The sequence below is a fragment of the Burkholderia aenigmatica genome (assembly GCF_048627025.1).
GTDB lineage: Bacteria > Pseudomonadota > Gammaproteobacteria > Burkholderiales > Burkholderiaceae > Burkholderia > Burkholderia aenigmatica.
The window spans coordinates 2170789-2184333 of record NZ_CP184469.1 but is presented as its reverse complement, the minus strand read 5'-3'; the positions used below and the strand labels follow the sequence as shown (position 1 = coordinate 2184333).

At 66.7% G+C, this 13545-nt stretch carries 13 protein-coding genes; 10 read left to right on the top strand and 3 right to left on the bottom strand.

Translation table 11 applies throughout. The features are described from left to right. Positions 1 to 12: 12 nt before the first annotated feature. The 3 genes from hutC to ACN8ZM_RS26720 form a co-directional block, all read right to left on the bottom strand. Complete coding sequence (gene hutC, locus ACN8ZM_RS26730; protein WP_420211214.1) at positions 13 to 708, bottom strand: histidine utilization repressor; 696 nt, start codon at positions 706 to 708, stop codon at positions 13 to 15. A 182-nt stretch (positions 709 to 890) separates the two neighbouring features. Next, complete coding sequence (locus tag ACN8ZM_RS26725; RefSeq protein ID WP_420211213.1) at positions 891 to 2018, bottom strand: porin; 1128 nt, start codon at positions 2016 to 2018, stop codon at positions 891 to 893. Between the two features lie 178 nt (positions 2019 to 2196). Further along, positions 2197 to 2511, bottom strand: coding sequence for a hypothetical protein (locus tag ACN8ZM_RS26720; protein WP_080741418.1), 315 nt, complete (start codon positions 2509 to 2511; stop codon positions 2197 to 2199). Between the two features lie 336 nt (positions 2512 to 2847). On the opposite strand from ACN8ZM_RS26720, the gene kdpF reads away from it, so the two are divergent. The 10 genes from kdpF to ACN8ZM_RS26670 all read left to right on the top strand — a co-directional run bounded on the left by kdpF (position 2848) and on the right by ACN8ZM_RS26670 (position 13545). After that, positions 2848 to 2928 carry a K(+)-transporting ATPase subunit F gene (kdpF, locus tag ACN8ZM_RS26715; protein ID WP_063623159.1) on the top strand — a complete coding sequence of 27 codons (81 nt, stop codon included), beginning with the start codon at positions 2848 to 2850 and terminating at the stop codon, positions 2926 to 2928. A gap of 138 nt (positions 2929 to 3066) precedes the next feature. Further along, a complete protein-coding gene (kdpA, locus tag ACN8ZM_RS26710) occupies positions 3067 to 4770 on the top strand; it encodes a potassium-transporting ATPase subunit KdpA (protein ID WP_205824249.1) in 1704 nt (567 codons plus the stop codon). Positions 4771 to 4780: 10 nt separating this feature from the next. Then, a complete protein-coding gene (kdpC, locus tag ACN8ZM_RS26705; protein WP_179258832.1) occupies positions 4781 to 5482 on the top strand; it encodes a potassium-transporting ATPase subunit KdpC in 702 nt (233 codons plus the stop codon). A gap of 56 nt (positions 5483 to 5538) precedes the next feature. Further along, complete coding sequence (kdpB, locus tag ACN8ZM_RS26700; RefSeq protein WP_420212676.1) at positions 5539 to 7587, top strand: potassium-transporting ATPase subunit KdpB; 2049 nt, start codon at positions 5539 to 5541, stop codon at positions 7585 to 7587. An 80-nt stretch (positions 7588 to 7667) separates the two neighbouring features. Continuing rightward, complete coding sequence (locus ACN8ZM_RS26695) at positions 7668 to 9374, top strand: DUF4118 domain-containing protein (protein ID WP_420211212.1); 1707 nt, start codon at positions 7668 to 7670, stop codon at positions 9372 to 9374. Further along, positions 9371 to 10105, top strand: a complete 735-nt coding sequence (locus tag ACN8ZM_RS26690) for a response regulator (protein ID WP_301767088.1) — start codon at positions 9371 to 9373, stop codon at positions 10103 to 10105. The genes ACN8ZM_RS26695 and ACN8ZM_RS26690 overlap by 4 nt, the downstream gene beginning before the upstream one ends. Before the next feature lie 291 nt (positions 10106 to 10396). Further along, a complete protein-coding gene (locus ACN8ZM_RS26685) occupies positions 10397 to 11170 on the top strand; it encodes an ABC transporter substrate-binding protein (protein WP_043178037.1) in 774 nt (257 codons plus the stop codon). Between the two features lie 174 nt (positions 11171 to 11344). Then, positions 11345 to 12034, top strand: coding sequence for an ABC transporter permease (locus ACN8ZM_RS26680; RefSeq protein ID WP_043178036.1), 690 nt, complete (start codon positions 11345 to 11347; stop codon positions 12032 to 12034). Then, positions 12031 to 12744 carry an ABC transporter permease gene (locus tag ACN8ZM_RS26675; protein ID WP_043178033.1) on the top strand — a complete coding sequence of 238 codons (714 nt, stop codon included), beginning with the start codon at positions 12031 to 12033 and terminating at the stop codon, positions 12742 to 12744. The genes ACN8ZM_RS26680 and ACN8ZM_RS26675 overlap by 4 nt, the downstream gene beginning before the upstream one ends. 33 nt (positions 12745 to 12777) lie before the next feature. Then, positions 12778 to 13545: an ABC transporter ATP-binding protein gene (locus tag ACN8ZM_RS26670; RefSeq protein WP_043178030.1), complete on the top strand. Its 768-nt coding sequence runs from the start codon at positions 12778 to 12780 to the stop codon at positions 13543 to 13545.

Sequence of the window (13545 nt, the reverse complement as noted above, 5' to 3'; positions counted from 1 at the left end):
CGCGCATCACCGTCAGAAATGCCCGGTGAACCGGTAACGGCTGCCCGGGTGCCACAGGTTGGCGACCGACGCGACCAGCCCCTGCGACCACGTGCGCCGATGCAGCAGCAGGCACGGCTCGCGGTCGTCCACCGTCAGGTGGCGGCGCGTTTCGGTGTCGGGCATCGCGGCCTCGATCCGGTATTCGACCCGCTGCAGTGGCGCGACGCGCGTCAGGTACTGGTTCGGCGTCGTCGTCGTGAAGTCCTGCAACGCGTATTCCGGCGCGCAGGCCGGATTGACCCAGCGCTCCTCGAGCTGCACGGGCGTGTCGTTCTCGAAGTGCAGCACGCGCGAATGGAAGATCGGGCTGCCGGTGTCGATCTGCAGTTCGTCGGCGAGCTTCGTATCGGCGACGGCCGCGCCCACTTGCAGCACCTGCGCGCGATAGCCGTGGCCGCGCGCGGCGACTTCGTCCGAGATGCTGCGGATCGCGACGAGCGTCGATTCGTACTTCGGCGACGCGACATACGTGCCGGAGCCGCGCGTGCGCGTGAGCACCTGCTCGGCGGTCAGCTCGCGCAGCGCGCGGTTGACGGTCATCCGCGCGACGTTGAATTCGCGCGCGAGCTCGTTCTCCGACGGCACCTGGTCGCCTTCCGCCCATTCGCCGGCATGAATGCGCGCGAGGATGAAGTCCTTGATTTCCTGATAGATCGGTGTGGTCATGGGATCACGATTCCAGAGTCGGCAGCGGCCCGCCGCCGAATGCCGATCCGGCGCGCGCCCGGCGCCGAGTGTACCGGTTTCGCGGACGCGTGGGCCCGGATTTCCCGAATGATCCCTGTTCGGCCGGCGCGCGTCCATGCGGGATTGCACAGAGCGGCCGGCCTTTCGCAGCCGGCGCGCGGTCAGAACCGATGCCGGATGCCGACCGTCCCGACCACCTGCGTGTGGTTCGACGAAGCCGCGAGCCCCGTGACGTTCGCGAAGCCGAGCGTCGCGCCCGACGGCACGCCGAACTGGTGCTGGTAGACGGTTTCCGCGTACACGTCGGTGCGCTTGCTCAGCGCATAGTCGGCCATCAGCGTCACCTGATGCCATTTCGGCCGGTGGCTGCCGGTTGCGTCGTCGTAGCGGCCGTTGGTAAACGTGTAGGCGCCCGCGAACGAGACGGCCGGTGTCAGCGCATAGCGTGCGTTGACCTCGAAGTTGTCGAAGCGCAGCGCGTTCAGCGCGCCGGCCAGCGACGACGCGGCCGTTTCATCGAACATCGAATGCGTCCACAGCGCGCCGACCGTCAGCCGGTCGAATGCGTAGCTGCCGCCTGCGCCCATCACGCGCTGGCGCACGGCCGGGAAGTTCGGCCCGTCGTTGGTCGACAGCGCACCGCCGGCCGTCAGCCCGCCGCGGTTGAGCTGCAGGTACGCGGCGCCGAGGCTGACCGGCCCGTTCGCATACGACACGCCCGCGCTGTACGCGCGGTTGTTCGCGAAGCCGCCGGCCGCGTTGCTGAACCCGTACAGGCCGCCGAACTGCCAGCCGGCGAGTGTCGGGCTCGTGTATTTCACCGCGTTGTCGATGTAGAACGAATCGTCGATGTTGTCGTTGTCGAATGGGTGCGACGCGAGGTTGTTGCCGTCGCCGTTGTTCGCCATCGCGAGCGGGCCGAGGTAGTCGACCACGGCGTCGTATTGGCGGCCGAGCGTCAGTGCGCCGTACTGGTCGCTCTGCAGGCCGACGTACGCGCGGCGGCCGAACATCGTGTTCTTGTAGGACTGCGTGCCGTTGTTCAGGTTGAAGCCGTTCTCGAGGCGGAACAGCGCATGCAGGCCGCCGCCGAGATCCTCGTTGCCGCTCAGCCCGAAGACCGTATTCGACAGCAGGCCGCTGCCTTGCTGCCACGCGCTTTTACCCGACTGGTTGTTCGTATAGACGATACCCGCATCGAGCATCCCGTAGAGCGTGACGCTGCTTTGCGCATGCGCGGCGGCGCTGAGGAATGCGAGGGAGAGGGTACCGGCGACTGCTTTTTTCATTGTGAGTGCTTCCTGGAAAGGCCCGTAGCGACGGGAACGACGATCCGGCGCGCGTGCCGGCGGCGGACGGGCGCGGCTCGTGACGAACCGCGCGCGCTCGCAACGGAAACGCGCGTTCGAATCGATGAAAGGGGAGCGGGCGCGTGACGCGTGTCACGCGCGACGCAATGGATGCCGGCTAGTGCTGCAGCAGGCGGATCGTGCCGAATTCGGCGGCCGGCAGCACGCGGAGGATCGACAGGATGGCCGGCGACGCCTGCGAACGCGCGACTTCGAGCTCGATGCAGGCGCGCCCGGTGCGTTTGTCGATCGCGGCCGTGTAGAAATTGAGCGCGGCGCCGACGGCCTGGTGCAGCAGGCGCCGCACGACGGCGAGGTTGTCCGATTCGACGCGGATCGACAGCAGCACGCGTTCGTCGGCAGGGTACCGGCGTCGCGAACGAACGGGCGGCAGGGCGCGTGAACTGGCGGATTCGATTCTGGTCGGTTTCATGCTGGCACCCCCGGGTCGCATCGTGCTCCGCACCGCGGAGATTTCGTCTTGGACATGCCGCCCATTCTAGGAATCGCGGCGGCGATACGGTGTATAGACTCGAACCGGCCCTGAAAAGAACGCATAAAAACGCTATCGCCCCCGGCTTTCGTCTTTACAGCTTTTTTATTCCTTGTAAAGAAATTGAACACCGCTTTGATACGTGGATTTCTACACTGTCGCATCCCATTCGCCAGATGAGCATGGGGGCGTCACACGGGCCTGCGCCGACACGGCGAGGCCCGGTACGCCGACGATCGCGCGGCGAGGCCGCGCATATGAAAAAAGGGGAAAGCCATGTTGTGGATCACCGGCGCGTTGTCGCTCGCGCTCTTTATCTATCTGTTTCATGCGTTGATCAAGCCCGAGCGGTATTGATCGGCGCGATTCAACAGGAATTCGAAAATATCGGTGAATGTCATGAGCGATCTGCTTTTCATTTTGTTCACGCTCGCGTTCTTTGCCTTGACGGCCGGTTTCATCACCGGCCTTGACCGGATCTGAGCGAGCGTCGACATGTTCAACAATCTCATTCAATTCGCGATCGTTCTCGCGATCATGCTGGCGCTGGTGCCCGTCGTCGGGAAGTGGCTCGCGCACGCCTTTACGAGCCCGCGCCACGCGTGGGTCGAACGCCGTACCTATGCGCTGCTCGGCGTGAATCCCGACGAAGCGATGTCGTGGCAGCGCTACGGCATGGTGCTGCTGCTCAGCAATGCCGGGATGATGCTGGTCGGCTACCTGCTGCTGCGCATCCAGGACGCGCTGCCATTCGACGCACTGCAGCGCGCGGCGCAAAGCCCCGACCTCGCGTTCAACACCGCTGCGTCGTTCATCACGAACACGAACTGGCAGGCGTATGCGGGCGAGAGCAGCCTGTCGAACTTCTCGCAGATGGCCGTCATCACGTTCCTGATGGTGGTCAGCGCGGCGACCGGCGTCGCGGCCGCGGGCGGCTTCATCCGCGGGCTGAGCCGCAAGAGCGCGGCGGACATCGGCAACTACTGGGTCGACTTCACGCGCGTGACCTATCGCGTGCTGCTGCCGCTCAGCTTCGTGATGGCGCTCGTGTACGTGTGGCAGGGCATGCCGCAGACGCTCGCGTCCGATGCGTGGGCGACCACGCTCGAAGGCGCACGCCAGCAGATCGTGATGGGGCCGGTTGCGAGCCTCGAATCGATCAAGCATATCGGCACGAACGGCGGCGGCTTCTTCAGCATGAACGCCGCGCACCCGTTCGAGAACCCGACGCCGCTCACCAACACGCTGCACATGCTGTCGATGCTGCTGATTCCGTCCGCGCTGACCTACGCGCTCGGCACGATGATCGGCCGGCGCCGCCAGGGCTGGGTGATTCTCGGTGCGTTCGTCGTGATGTTCGTCGGCTTCCTGGCCGTGATCTATTCGGCGGAGCAGCACGGCAATCCGCTCGTGACCGGGCTCGGCGTCGACCAGCAGATGAGCGCCGTGCAGCCGGGCGGCAACATGGAAGGCAAGGAGATGCGCTTCGGCATCGCGCAGACGAGCCTGTTCGCCACCGTCACGACGGCCGCGACCACCGGGTCGGTCGATGCGATGCATGACTCGCTGACGCCGCTCGGCGGGCTCGTGCCGATCGCGCAGATGATGCTGAACAACGTGTTCGGCGGCGACGGCGTGGGGCTGATCAACCTGTTCACGTTCGCGATCCTCACGGTGTTCCTGGTCGGGATGATGATCGGGCGCACGCCGGAATTCCTCGGCAAGAAGATCGAGGCGCGCGAGATGAAGCTCGTGATGCTCGCGGTGCTCGCGCATCCGTTCAGCATCCTCGGCTTCACCGCGGTGGCGTCGATGCTGCACTCGACGATGGACAGCCTCGCGAACCTCGGCCCGCACGGCTTCAGCGAAGTGCTGTACGCATACACGTCGGGCACGGCCAACAACGGTTCGGCATTCGCGGGCCTGAACGCGAACACGCCGTTCTTCAACACGACGATCGGCTTCGCGATGCTGATCGGCCGTTACCTGACGCTGCTGCCGATGCTCGCGGTCGCGGGCAGCCTCGCCGCGAAGAAGAGCGTGCCGGAAAGCGCGGGCACGCTGTCGACGTCGACGGGCCTGTTCGCCGGCCTGCTGATCTTCGTGATCCTGGTCGTCGGTGGCCTCACGTTCCTGCCGGCGCTCGCGCTCGGCCCGGTCGTCGAGCACCTGATGATGTCGGGCGGCCAACTGTTCTGAGGAAAACATCATGATGCAAGGCAATCGCCAGGCAGCGGCCGCCGCCGCGCCGGCACCCGGTTCTTCGTTCGGCGCGGCGACGCGCGGCCTCGTGCGGCCCGTGATCGCGTCGTCGGTGCTGTTCATGCTCGTCACGGGGATCGCGTATCCGCTGCTCACCACGGGCGTCGCGAACGTGCTGTTCCCGTCGCAGGCGCGCGGCAGTCTCGTGCAGCAGAACGGCACGACGGTCGGCTCGGCGGTGATCGGGCAGTACTTCACGCGCGCCGGCTACTTCCACGGGCGGCCGAGCGCGACGACCGGCACCGATCCGGCCGATCCGTCGAAGACGGTCGACCAGCCGTACAACGCGGCCGGCAGCGGCGCCAGCAACCAGGGCGCCACCAGCAAGAAGCTGCTCGCGGATATCGCGCAGCGTGTGCGTGCGTACCGGCAGGAGAACGCGCTCGCCGCCGGCACGCCGGTGCCGGCGGATGCCGTGACCGCGTCGGCATCGGGGCTCGATCCCGAGATCTCGGTCGCGAACGCGCGGCTGCAGGCGGTGCGGGTGGCGCAGGCGCGCGGCGTCGACGCCGCGCAGGTCACGGCGCTGGTCGACCGGATCGCCTCGCCGCGCCAGCTCGGCGTGCTCGGCGAACCGCGCGTGCGCGTGCTCGACCTGAACCTGGCGCTGGACCGCGCATTCGGCCAGGCGGCCGGCGCGAAGCAATAGCAGGAACCACGGAGTCACTCATGTCCCATATCGAAACCCCGATCAATCCGGCGGCGATGCCGGTCGGCGGCGTGCCGCCGATGCGCTGGACGGCCGTGCTGCGCGAGGCATTCCGCAAGCTTGCGCCGCGCGTGCAGTTGAAGAATCCCGTGATGTTCGTCGTGTATCTCGGCAGCATCGTCACGACCGTGCTGTGGCTGCAGGCGCTGACCGGCACGGGCGATGCGCCGGCCGGCTTCATCTTCGCGGTCGCGTGCTGGCTGTGGTTCACCGTGCTGTTCGCGAACGCGGCCGAGGCGCTGGCCGAAGGGCGCGGCAAGGCACAGGCCGACGCGCTGCGCGCGGCGCGCAAGCGCGTGTACGCGAAGGTGCTCGACGAGCCGAAGCAATTCGGCAGCACCAGCCATCGCGTGCCGAGCGACGAGCTCGCCGCCGGCAGCGTCGTGCTCGTCGAAGCCGGCGACACGATCCCCGCCGACGGCGAAGTGATCGACGGCGTCGCGTCGGTCGACGAATCGGCGATCACCGGCGAATCCGCGCCGGTGATCCGCGAGTCGGGCGGCGATTTCTCGTCGGTGACGGGCGGCACGCGCGTGCTGTCCGACTGGATGATCGTGAAGATCACCGCGCAACCGGGCGAGGCCTTTCTTGACCGGATGATCGCGATGGTCGAAGGCGCGAAGCGCGGCAAGACGCCGAACGAAGTCGCACTGACGATCCTGCTCGTCGCGCTGACGATCATCTTCCTGCTCGTGTGCGTGACGCTGCTGCCGTTCTCGCAGTTCAGCGTGCTGCTGAACGCGTCGGGCACGGCGGTGAGCCTGACCGTGCTGATCGCGCTGCTCGTGTGCCTGATTCCGACGACGATCGGTGCGCTGCTGTCGGCGATCGGCATCGCGGGGATGAGCCGCATGATGCGCGCAAACGTGCTCGCGACGTCGGGCCGCGCAATCGAGGCGGCGGGCGACGTCGACGTGCTGCTGCTCGACAAGACCGGCACGATCACGCTCGGCAACCGCGAGGCCGTGCAGTTCCGGCCGGCGCCGGGCGTGGACGAGCGTGCGCTGGCCGAGGCCGCGCAGCTGTCGTCGCTGGCCGACGAGACGCCCGAGGGGCGCTCGATCGTCGCGCTCGCGAAGCAGCGCTTCTCGCTGGACGTGTCGGCGGCCGCCGGCAGCATCACGGTGCCGTTCAGCGCACGCACGCGGATGAGCGGCCTCGACATCGGCGAGCGTCAGGTGCGCAAGGGTGCGGCGTCCGCGATTCGTGCACACGTCGATGCGCTCGGCGGCGCGTTTCCTCACGCGGTCGAGACGGCCGTCAACGATATCGCACGACGTGGTGGTACGCCGCTCGTCGTCGCCGACGGTTCGCGCGTGCTCGGCGCGATCGAACTGAAGGACATCGTCAAGCACGGGATCGGCGCGCGCTTCGCGGAGCTGCGCAAGGTCGGCGTGAAGACCGTGATGATCACCGGCGACAACCGGCTCACCGCGGCCGCGATCGCGGCGGAAGCCGGCGTCGACGACTACCTTGCCGAAGCGACGCCCGAAGACAAGCTGCGGCTGATCCGCGAGCACCAGGCGAAGGGCCATCTCGTCGCGATGACGGGCGACGGCACCAACGACGCGCCGGCACTTGCGCAGGCCGACGTGGCCGTCGCGATGCACAGCGGCACGCAGGCGGCGAAGGAAGCGGCCAACATGGTCGACCTCGACAGCAACCCGACCAAGCTGATGCAGGTGGTCGAGGTCGGCAAGCAGATGATCATGACGCGCGGCGCGCTGACCACGTTCAGCGTCGCCAACGATCTCGCGAAGTATTTCGCGATCATCCCGGCCGCGTTCGTCGCGACCTATCCGGCGCTCGGCGCGCTGAACGTGATGGGGCTGCACAGCCCGACGTCGGCGATCCTGTCGGCGGTGATCTTCAATGCGCTGATCATCGTCGCGCTGATCCCGCTCGCGCTGAAAGGCGTGAAGTATCGCGCGGAGCCGGCCGAGAAGCTGCTGGGGCGCAACCTGCTGATCTACGGCGTGGGCGGGATCATCGCGCCGTTCATCGGCATCAAGCTGATCGACATGCTGTTGACGCCGTTTATCTGACCGAACGCGCCGTCGCGGCCCCGCTCACGCCTTCGCGGCGTGCGCGGGGCCGTTCGGCGTTTCAATTGCCGGAAGCGATCATGGATGTGAATGTGAACGTGAGCGAAGCGAATCGACGGGCAACGGGGCCGCGGGACACCGCCACCCGGCGCAGCGGGGACGGCGTGCGCCGCGACCGCTGGCGCGGCGTGCTGCGCGCGTGCGCGGCGCTGGCCGACCGCATCGCGGGCGCGGGGCCCGATCCGCGGCCGGCGCTGGCCGTGCGCGAAGCGCGACCGCGCACGCACGTTTGGGTATCGCAGTACGCGGTGCCGCTGCTGCTCGCCACGCTCGTGTGCGCGCTGGCGACGCTCGCGGCGAGCGCGCTGCTGCGCGTGTTCGACCTGTCGAACGTCGTGATGCTGTTCCTGATGACCGTCGTGCTGATCGCGCTGCGGCTCGGCCGGCTGGCCGGCGCATGGGCCGCGTTCGTGTGCGTCGGCTGCTTCGACTTCTTCTTCGTCGAGCCGAGGCTGTCGTTCGCGGTGTCCGATACGCAATACGTGTTCACGTTCGCGCTGATGCTGGCCGTCGCGCTCGCGATCGGCCAGCTCGCGGCGCGCCTGCGCGCGGAGGCGCGGGCCGCACGCGCGAACGAGAAGCGCTCGGCCGCGCTCGCGCGGGTCGCACACGACCTGTCGGCTGCGATCGAGACCGAGCAGATCGCATCCATTTGCACCGGCACGATCGCGCCGCTGCTCGGCGTGCGCGTCGCGCTCGTGCTGCCGGATGCGGATGACCATCTGATGCCGGCGCAGCACGCGCGGTTCGTCGAAGCGCCGATCGCGCGCTGGGTCTACGAGAATGCGCGCGGCGCCGGGTGCGGGCTGCCGCCGTTCGAGCGCGCGGCCGCGCAATACCTGCCGCTGAAGGCGCCGATGCGCGTGCGCGGCGTGCTCGTGCTGTTCGGTGATGCGCAGCCGGTCCCCACCGACCCCGACGATCGCCGCCTGATCGACGCGCTGTGTTCGTCGATCGCGATGGCGCTCGAACGTGTGCACTACGTCGGCGTCGCGCAGCACACGCTCGTCCGCATCGAAGGGGAGCGGCTGCGCAATGCGTTGCTCGCCGCGGTGTCGCACGACCTGAAGACGCCGCTGACCGCGATCCGCGGGCTCGCCGAGACGCTGGAGCGGCCCGAGCGGCTGGCCGACGGGCAGCCGGCCGCGCTCGCGCACGGCATTCGCAACCAGGCCGAGGCGCTGCACGGGCTCGTCGTGAACCTGCTCGATCTCGCGCGGATGCAGAGCGAGGGCGTGCGGCTGAATCGCGAGTGGCACATGCTCGACGAGATCGTCGGCAGCGCGCTCGCGCATTCGGCCGGCGTGCTGGCCGGCCGCGACGTGAGCGCCGACCTGCCGGCCGACCTGCCGCTGATCGACGTCGACGCGCTGCTGATCGAGCGCGTGCTGATGAACCTGCTCGACAACGCGTCGAAGTACGCGGGCGCGGACGCGGCCGTGGCGGTGCGTGCGCGCGTGTTCGGCGAAACGCTGTACGTGTTCGTCGAGGACGACGGGCCCGGCTTCGTCGCGCGCAACACCGAACCGCTGTTCGAGCCGTTCGAGCGCGAACGCAAGGAATCGTCGATCAGCGGCGTCGGGCTCGGGCTCGCGCTGTGCCGCAGCATCGTCAACGCGCACGGCGGCTCGATCCGCGCGGTGCCGCTCGATCCGCACGGCGCGCGGTTCGAGATTCGCCTGCCCCTGGGCGCGCCGCCCGATATCGAACACGAGAGCCGGACATGATCAGATCGCGCGTACTTATCGTCGAGGACGAATCGGACATTCGCCGTTTCGTGCGGATGGCGCTGGAACAGGAAGGGCTCGACACCTGCGAGGCGTCGACGGCCCGCGAGGCGCGGATGTATGCGTCGAGCAGCAAGCCCGATCTCGTGATCGTCGATCTCGGGCTGCCGGACGATGACGGCAAGACGTTCATCCGCGAGCTGCGCGAATGGTCGACGGTGCCGGTGATCGTGCTGTCGGCGCGGCAGCAGGAAGTGGAGAAGGTCGCGGCGCTCGACGCGGGCGCGGACGATTACCTGCCGAAGCCGTTCGGCGTGCCCGAACTGCTCGCGCGGGCGCGCGCGCAGTTGCGGCGCGCGGCGTTCGTGTCGGCCGACGGGCAATCGTCGTCGATCGTGCGGTTCGGTGACGTGACGGTCGATCTCGGCAAGCACGAAGTCGCGCGTGGCGGCGAGCCCGTCCATCTGACGCGCCTCGAATTCCGGCTGCTCGCCGCGCTGATTCGCGCGCGCGGCGGTGTGATCGCCGCGCGGCAATTGCTGGCGGAGGTCTGGGGCATCCACGACGCGGAGCGCGCGCACTACGTGCGTGTGTACATGACGAACCTGCGGCAGAAGCTCGAACCGGTGCCGGCGCGCCCGCGGCACCTGCTGACGGAGCTGCAATTCGGCTACCGGCTGGTCGGTCTGGAAACGGTCGGGGTGGCGGACGGGCCGCGCGCTGCGGTGTAGCCAGGTCTAGACAAGTGAAAGCCGGCGCATGGCGGCGCATGTACGCCTGGAGAAAGCTGTTGTTTAGCTTCGCGAAACCCGTAATTAATTGAAATTTAAGGAAAAATCCCATTGTCGAAACAATCCGCCGACAACTAGAGATAAACACGGATTGCTGGCGAACCTGCAGAAAAGGCAAAGTTGTATGTACAACTTGGGGTGTCGCCGAAAGGGGCGGTCTCCGGGTTGGAAGGGTTCACGGCGGCGCCGCCCGACGGGACCCCAGCCCAGTTCGCCTCTGACAGGAACGCCATGAAGAAACTCGCGCTCAGTATTGCCCTTGCCTGCATCGCGGTCGGTGCCCACGCCAAGGATTGGTCGACGATCCGGTTCGGCGTCGACGCCAGCTATCCGCCGTTCGAATCGAAGGACGCAAGCGGCAAGGTCGTCGGCTTCGACGTCGATCTCGGCAACGAGATCTGCGCCCGCCTGAAGGCGAAATGCGTGTGGATCGAGAACGACTTCGACGGGATGATTCCCGCGCTGAAGGCGAAGAAGTTCGACGGCGTGCTGTCGTCGATGTCGATGACGCCGGCGCGTGCCGAGCAGATCGCGTTCTCCGACAAGCTGTTCAACACGCCGACGCGCCTCGTCACGAAGAAGGGCGCGAACCTGCAGCCGACGGCCGAATCGTTGAAGGGCAAGTCGATCGGCGTCGAGCAGGGCACCATCCAGGAAACCTACGCGAAGGCGTACTGGGCGCCGAAGGGCGTACAGGTCGTGCCTTACCAGAACCAGGACGGCGTTTACCAGGACCTGATGTCGGGCCGCCTCGACGCAGCGCTGCAGGACGCGGTGCAGGCGGACATCGGCTTCCTGAAGACGCCGCGCGGCGCGAACTTCGAATTCGCCGGCAAGGACATCGACGATCCGAAGACGCTCGGCAACGGCGCCGGCATCGGCCTGCGCAAGGACGACGCCGACCTGAAGGCGAAGATCGACCATGCGATCGCCGACATCATCAAGGACGGCACGTACAAGAAGCTCGAGAAGAAGTACTTCGCGTTCGACGTCTACGGCGGCTGATCGTCCATGCGGCGCGCACCGGCTGTGGCGCGCGCCGCGTCTGTTGTGGGTGCAACCCGCTTCGCGTGATGCGTCCGACTTGATGAGCAGGTTGCATCAGGTAGTGCGCAGATATCGTTTGATGCGGGGTTAATGGCTGTCGAAAATCCAGCCACCTCGTTCTGGATCCCTCATATGATCTTCCAAGGATTTGGTCCGCTGCTGTGGGCCGGCACGGTGGAAACCGTGAAGCTCGCGGTGCTGTCGCTTGCCGCGTCGCTCGTGCTGGGCCTCGTCGGCGCGAGCGCGAAACTGTCGACGAACCGCGTGCTCAAGGCGATCGGCACCTTCTACACGACGCTGATCCGCGCGGTGCCGGACCTCGTGCTGATGCTGCTGCTGTTCTACGGGATCCAGATCCTGCTGAACAACTTCACCGACATGCTCGGCTGGGACCAGATCGACATCGATCCGTTCGTGGCGGGCGTCATCACGCTCGGCTTCATCTACGGCGCGTACTTCACCGAGACGTTCCGCGGCGCGTTCCTCGCGGTGCCGCGCGGCCAGCTCGAAGCGGGCTTCGCGTACGGGATGAGCGGCTGGCGCGTGTTCCACCGCATCCTGTTCCCGCAGATGATGCGCTTCGCGCTGCCCGGGATCGGCAACAACTGGCAGGTGCTCGTGAAGGCCACCGCGCTGGTGTCGATCATCGGCCTCGCCGACGTCGTCAAGGCGTCGCAGGACGCGGGCAAGAGCACGCTCGATTTCTTCTTCTTCACGCTGGCTGCAGGCGCGATCTACCTCGCGATCACGACGGTGTCCAACGTCGTGCTGCATCGCCTCGAGAAGCGTTATTCCGTTGGCGTCCGGAGGCTCGCACTGTGATCGAACTCGTCAGCCAGTACTGGCAAAGCTATCTCTACACCGACGGCTACCGCTTCAGCGGCCTCGCGATCACGCTGTGGCTGCTGGTCGTGTCGATCGCGCTGGGCTTCGCGCTCGCCGTGCCGCTCGCGATTGCGCGCGCGTCGTCGAACCGCTGGATCTCCGGCCCGGTGTGGCTCTATACGTACGTGTTCCGCGGCACGCCGCTCTACGTGCAGCTGCTGATGTGCTACACGGGCATCTACAGCCTGCAGGTCGTGCACAACCATGTGCTGCTCGACACGTTCTTCCGCAACGCGATGAACTGCACGCTGCTCGCGTTCGTGCTGAACGAATGCGCGTATGCGACGGAGATCTTCGCGGGCGCGATCAAGGCGACGTCGGCCGGCGAGATCGAGGCCGGCATGGCCTACGGGATGTCGCGCTTCAAGCTCTATACGCGGATCATCCTGCCTTCCGCGCTGCGCCGCTCGCTGCCGAGCTACAGCAACGAAGTGATCCTGATGCTGCACGCGACGACGCTCGCGTTTACCGCGACCGTGCCTGACATCCTGAAGGTCACGCGCGACGTCAATTCGGCGACGTACATGTCGTTCCAGGCCTACGGCATCGCGGCCGTGCTGTACGCCATCGTCGTGTTCACGCTCATCTGGGCGTTCCGCAAGCTCGAGACGCGCTGGCTCGCGTATCTCTCGCCGCGCGGCCATTAACGCTTTCGCAAGATTCGCAAGGAAGGACCAAGCATGTACAAGCTCACCGTTGACAACCTGCACAAGAAGTTCGGCGACAACGAGGTGTTGAAGGGCGTGTCGATGAAGGCGAAGGCCGGCGACGTGATCAGCATCATCGGCTCGAGCGGCTCCGGCAAGAGCACGTTCCTGCGCTGCATCAACTTCCTCGAGCAGCCGTGCTCGGGGCAGATCACGATCGGCAGCGAGCCGATCCAGACCACCCGCGACCGCAACGGCTCGCTGCGCGTGACCGACCAGAAGCAGCTGCAGCGGATGCGCACCAAGCTGTCGATGGTGTTCCAGCACTTCAACCTGTGGGCACACATGACGGTGCTCGAGAACGTGATCGAAGCGCCGATGGCCGTGCTCGGCGTCAGCAAGGACGAAGCGATCGCACGGGCGCGCAAGTATCTCGAGAAGGTCGGCCTCGCGTCGCGCGTCGAGGGCATGTACCCGTCGCACCTGTCGGGCGGCCAGCAGCAGCGCGTCGCGATCGCGCGCGCGCTCGCGATGGAGCCGGAAGTGATGCTGTTCGACGAGCCGACGTCGGCGCTCGATCCGGAGCTCGTCGGCGAAGTGCTGAAGGTGATGCAGAAGCTCGCCGAGGAAGGCCGCACGATGGTCGTCGTCACGCACGAGATGGGCTTCGCGCGCAACGTGTCGAATCACGTGATCTTCCTGCATCAGGGGAAGATCGAGGAGGAAGGGAATCCGCAGGACATTCTCGTGAATCCGAAGAGCGAACGGCTCGGGCAGTTCCTGTCGGGACGGTTGAAGTAA

What these genes read in the sequence shown, in the direction of transcription:
- ACN8ZM_RS26670 (WP_043178030.1), top strand. Translation starts at nt 12,778, where the DNA reads ATGTACAAGCTCACCGTTGACAACCTGCACAAGAAGTTCGGCGACAAC.
- ACN8ZM_RS26695 (WP_420211212.1), top strand. Translation starts at nt 7,668, where the DNA reads ATGGATGTGAATGTGAACGTGAGCGAAGCGAATCGACGGGCAACGGGG.
- kdpB (WP_420212676.1), top strand. Translation starts at nt 5,539, where the DNA reads ATGCCGGTCGGCGGCGTGCCGCCGATGCGCTGGACGGCCGTGCTGCGC.
- ACN8ZM_RS26725 (WP_420211213.1), bottom strand. Translation starts at nt 2,018, where the DNA reads ATGAAAAAAGCAGTCGCCGGTACCCTCTCCCTCGCATTCCTCAGCGCC.
- kdpC (WP_179258832.1), top strand. Translation starts at nt 4,781, where the DNA reads ATGATGCAAGGCAATCGCCAGGCAGCGGCCGCCGCCGCGCCGGCACCC.
- hutC (WP_420211214.1), bottom strand. Translation starts at nt 708, where the DNA reads ATGACCACACCGATCTATCAGGAAATCAAGGACTTCATCCTCGCGCGC.
- ACN8ZM_RS26685 (WP_043178037.1), top strand. Translation starts at nt 10,397, where the DNA reads ATGAAGAAACTCGCGCTCAGTATTGCCCTTGCCTGCATCGCGGTCGGT.
- ACN8ZM_RS26720 (WP_080741418.1), bottom strand. Translation starts at nt 2,511, where the DNA reads ATGAAACCGACCAGAATCGAATCCGCCAGTTCACGCGCCCTGCCGCCC.
- kdpF (WP_063623159.1), top strand. Translation starts at nt 2,848, where the DNA reads ATGTTGTGGATCACCGGCGCGTTGTCGCTCGCGCTCTTTATCTATCTG.
- ACN8ZM_RS26690 (WP_301767088.1), top strand. Translation starts at nt 9,371, where the DNA reads ATGATCAGATCGCGCGTACTTATCGTCGAGGACGAATCGGACATTCGC.
- kdpA (WP_205824249.1), top strand. Translation starts at nt 3,067, where the DNA reads ATGTTCAACAATCTCATTCAATTCGCGATCGTTCTCGCGATCATGCTG.
- ACN8ZM_RS26680 (WP_043178036.1), top strand. Translation starts at nt 11,345, where the DNA reads ATGATCTTCCAAGGATTTGGTCCGCTGCTGTGGGCCGGCACGGTGGAA.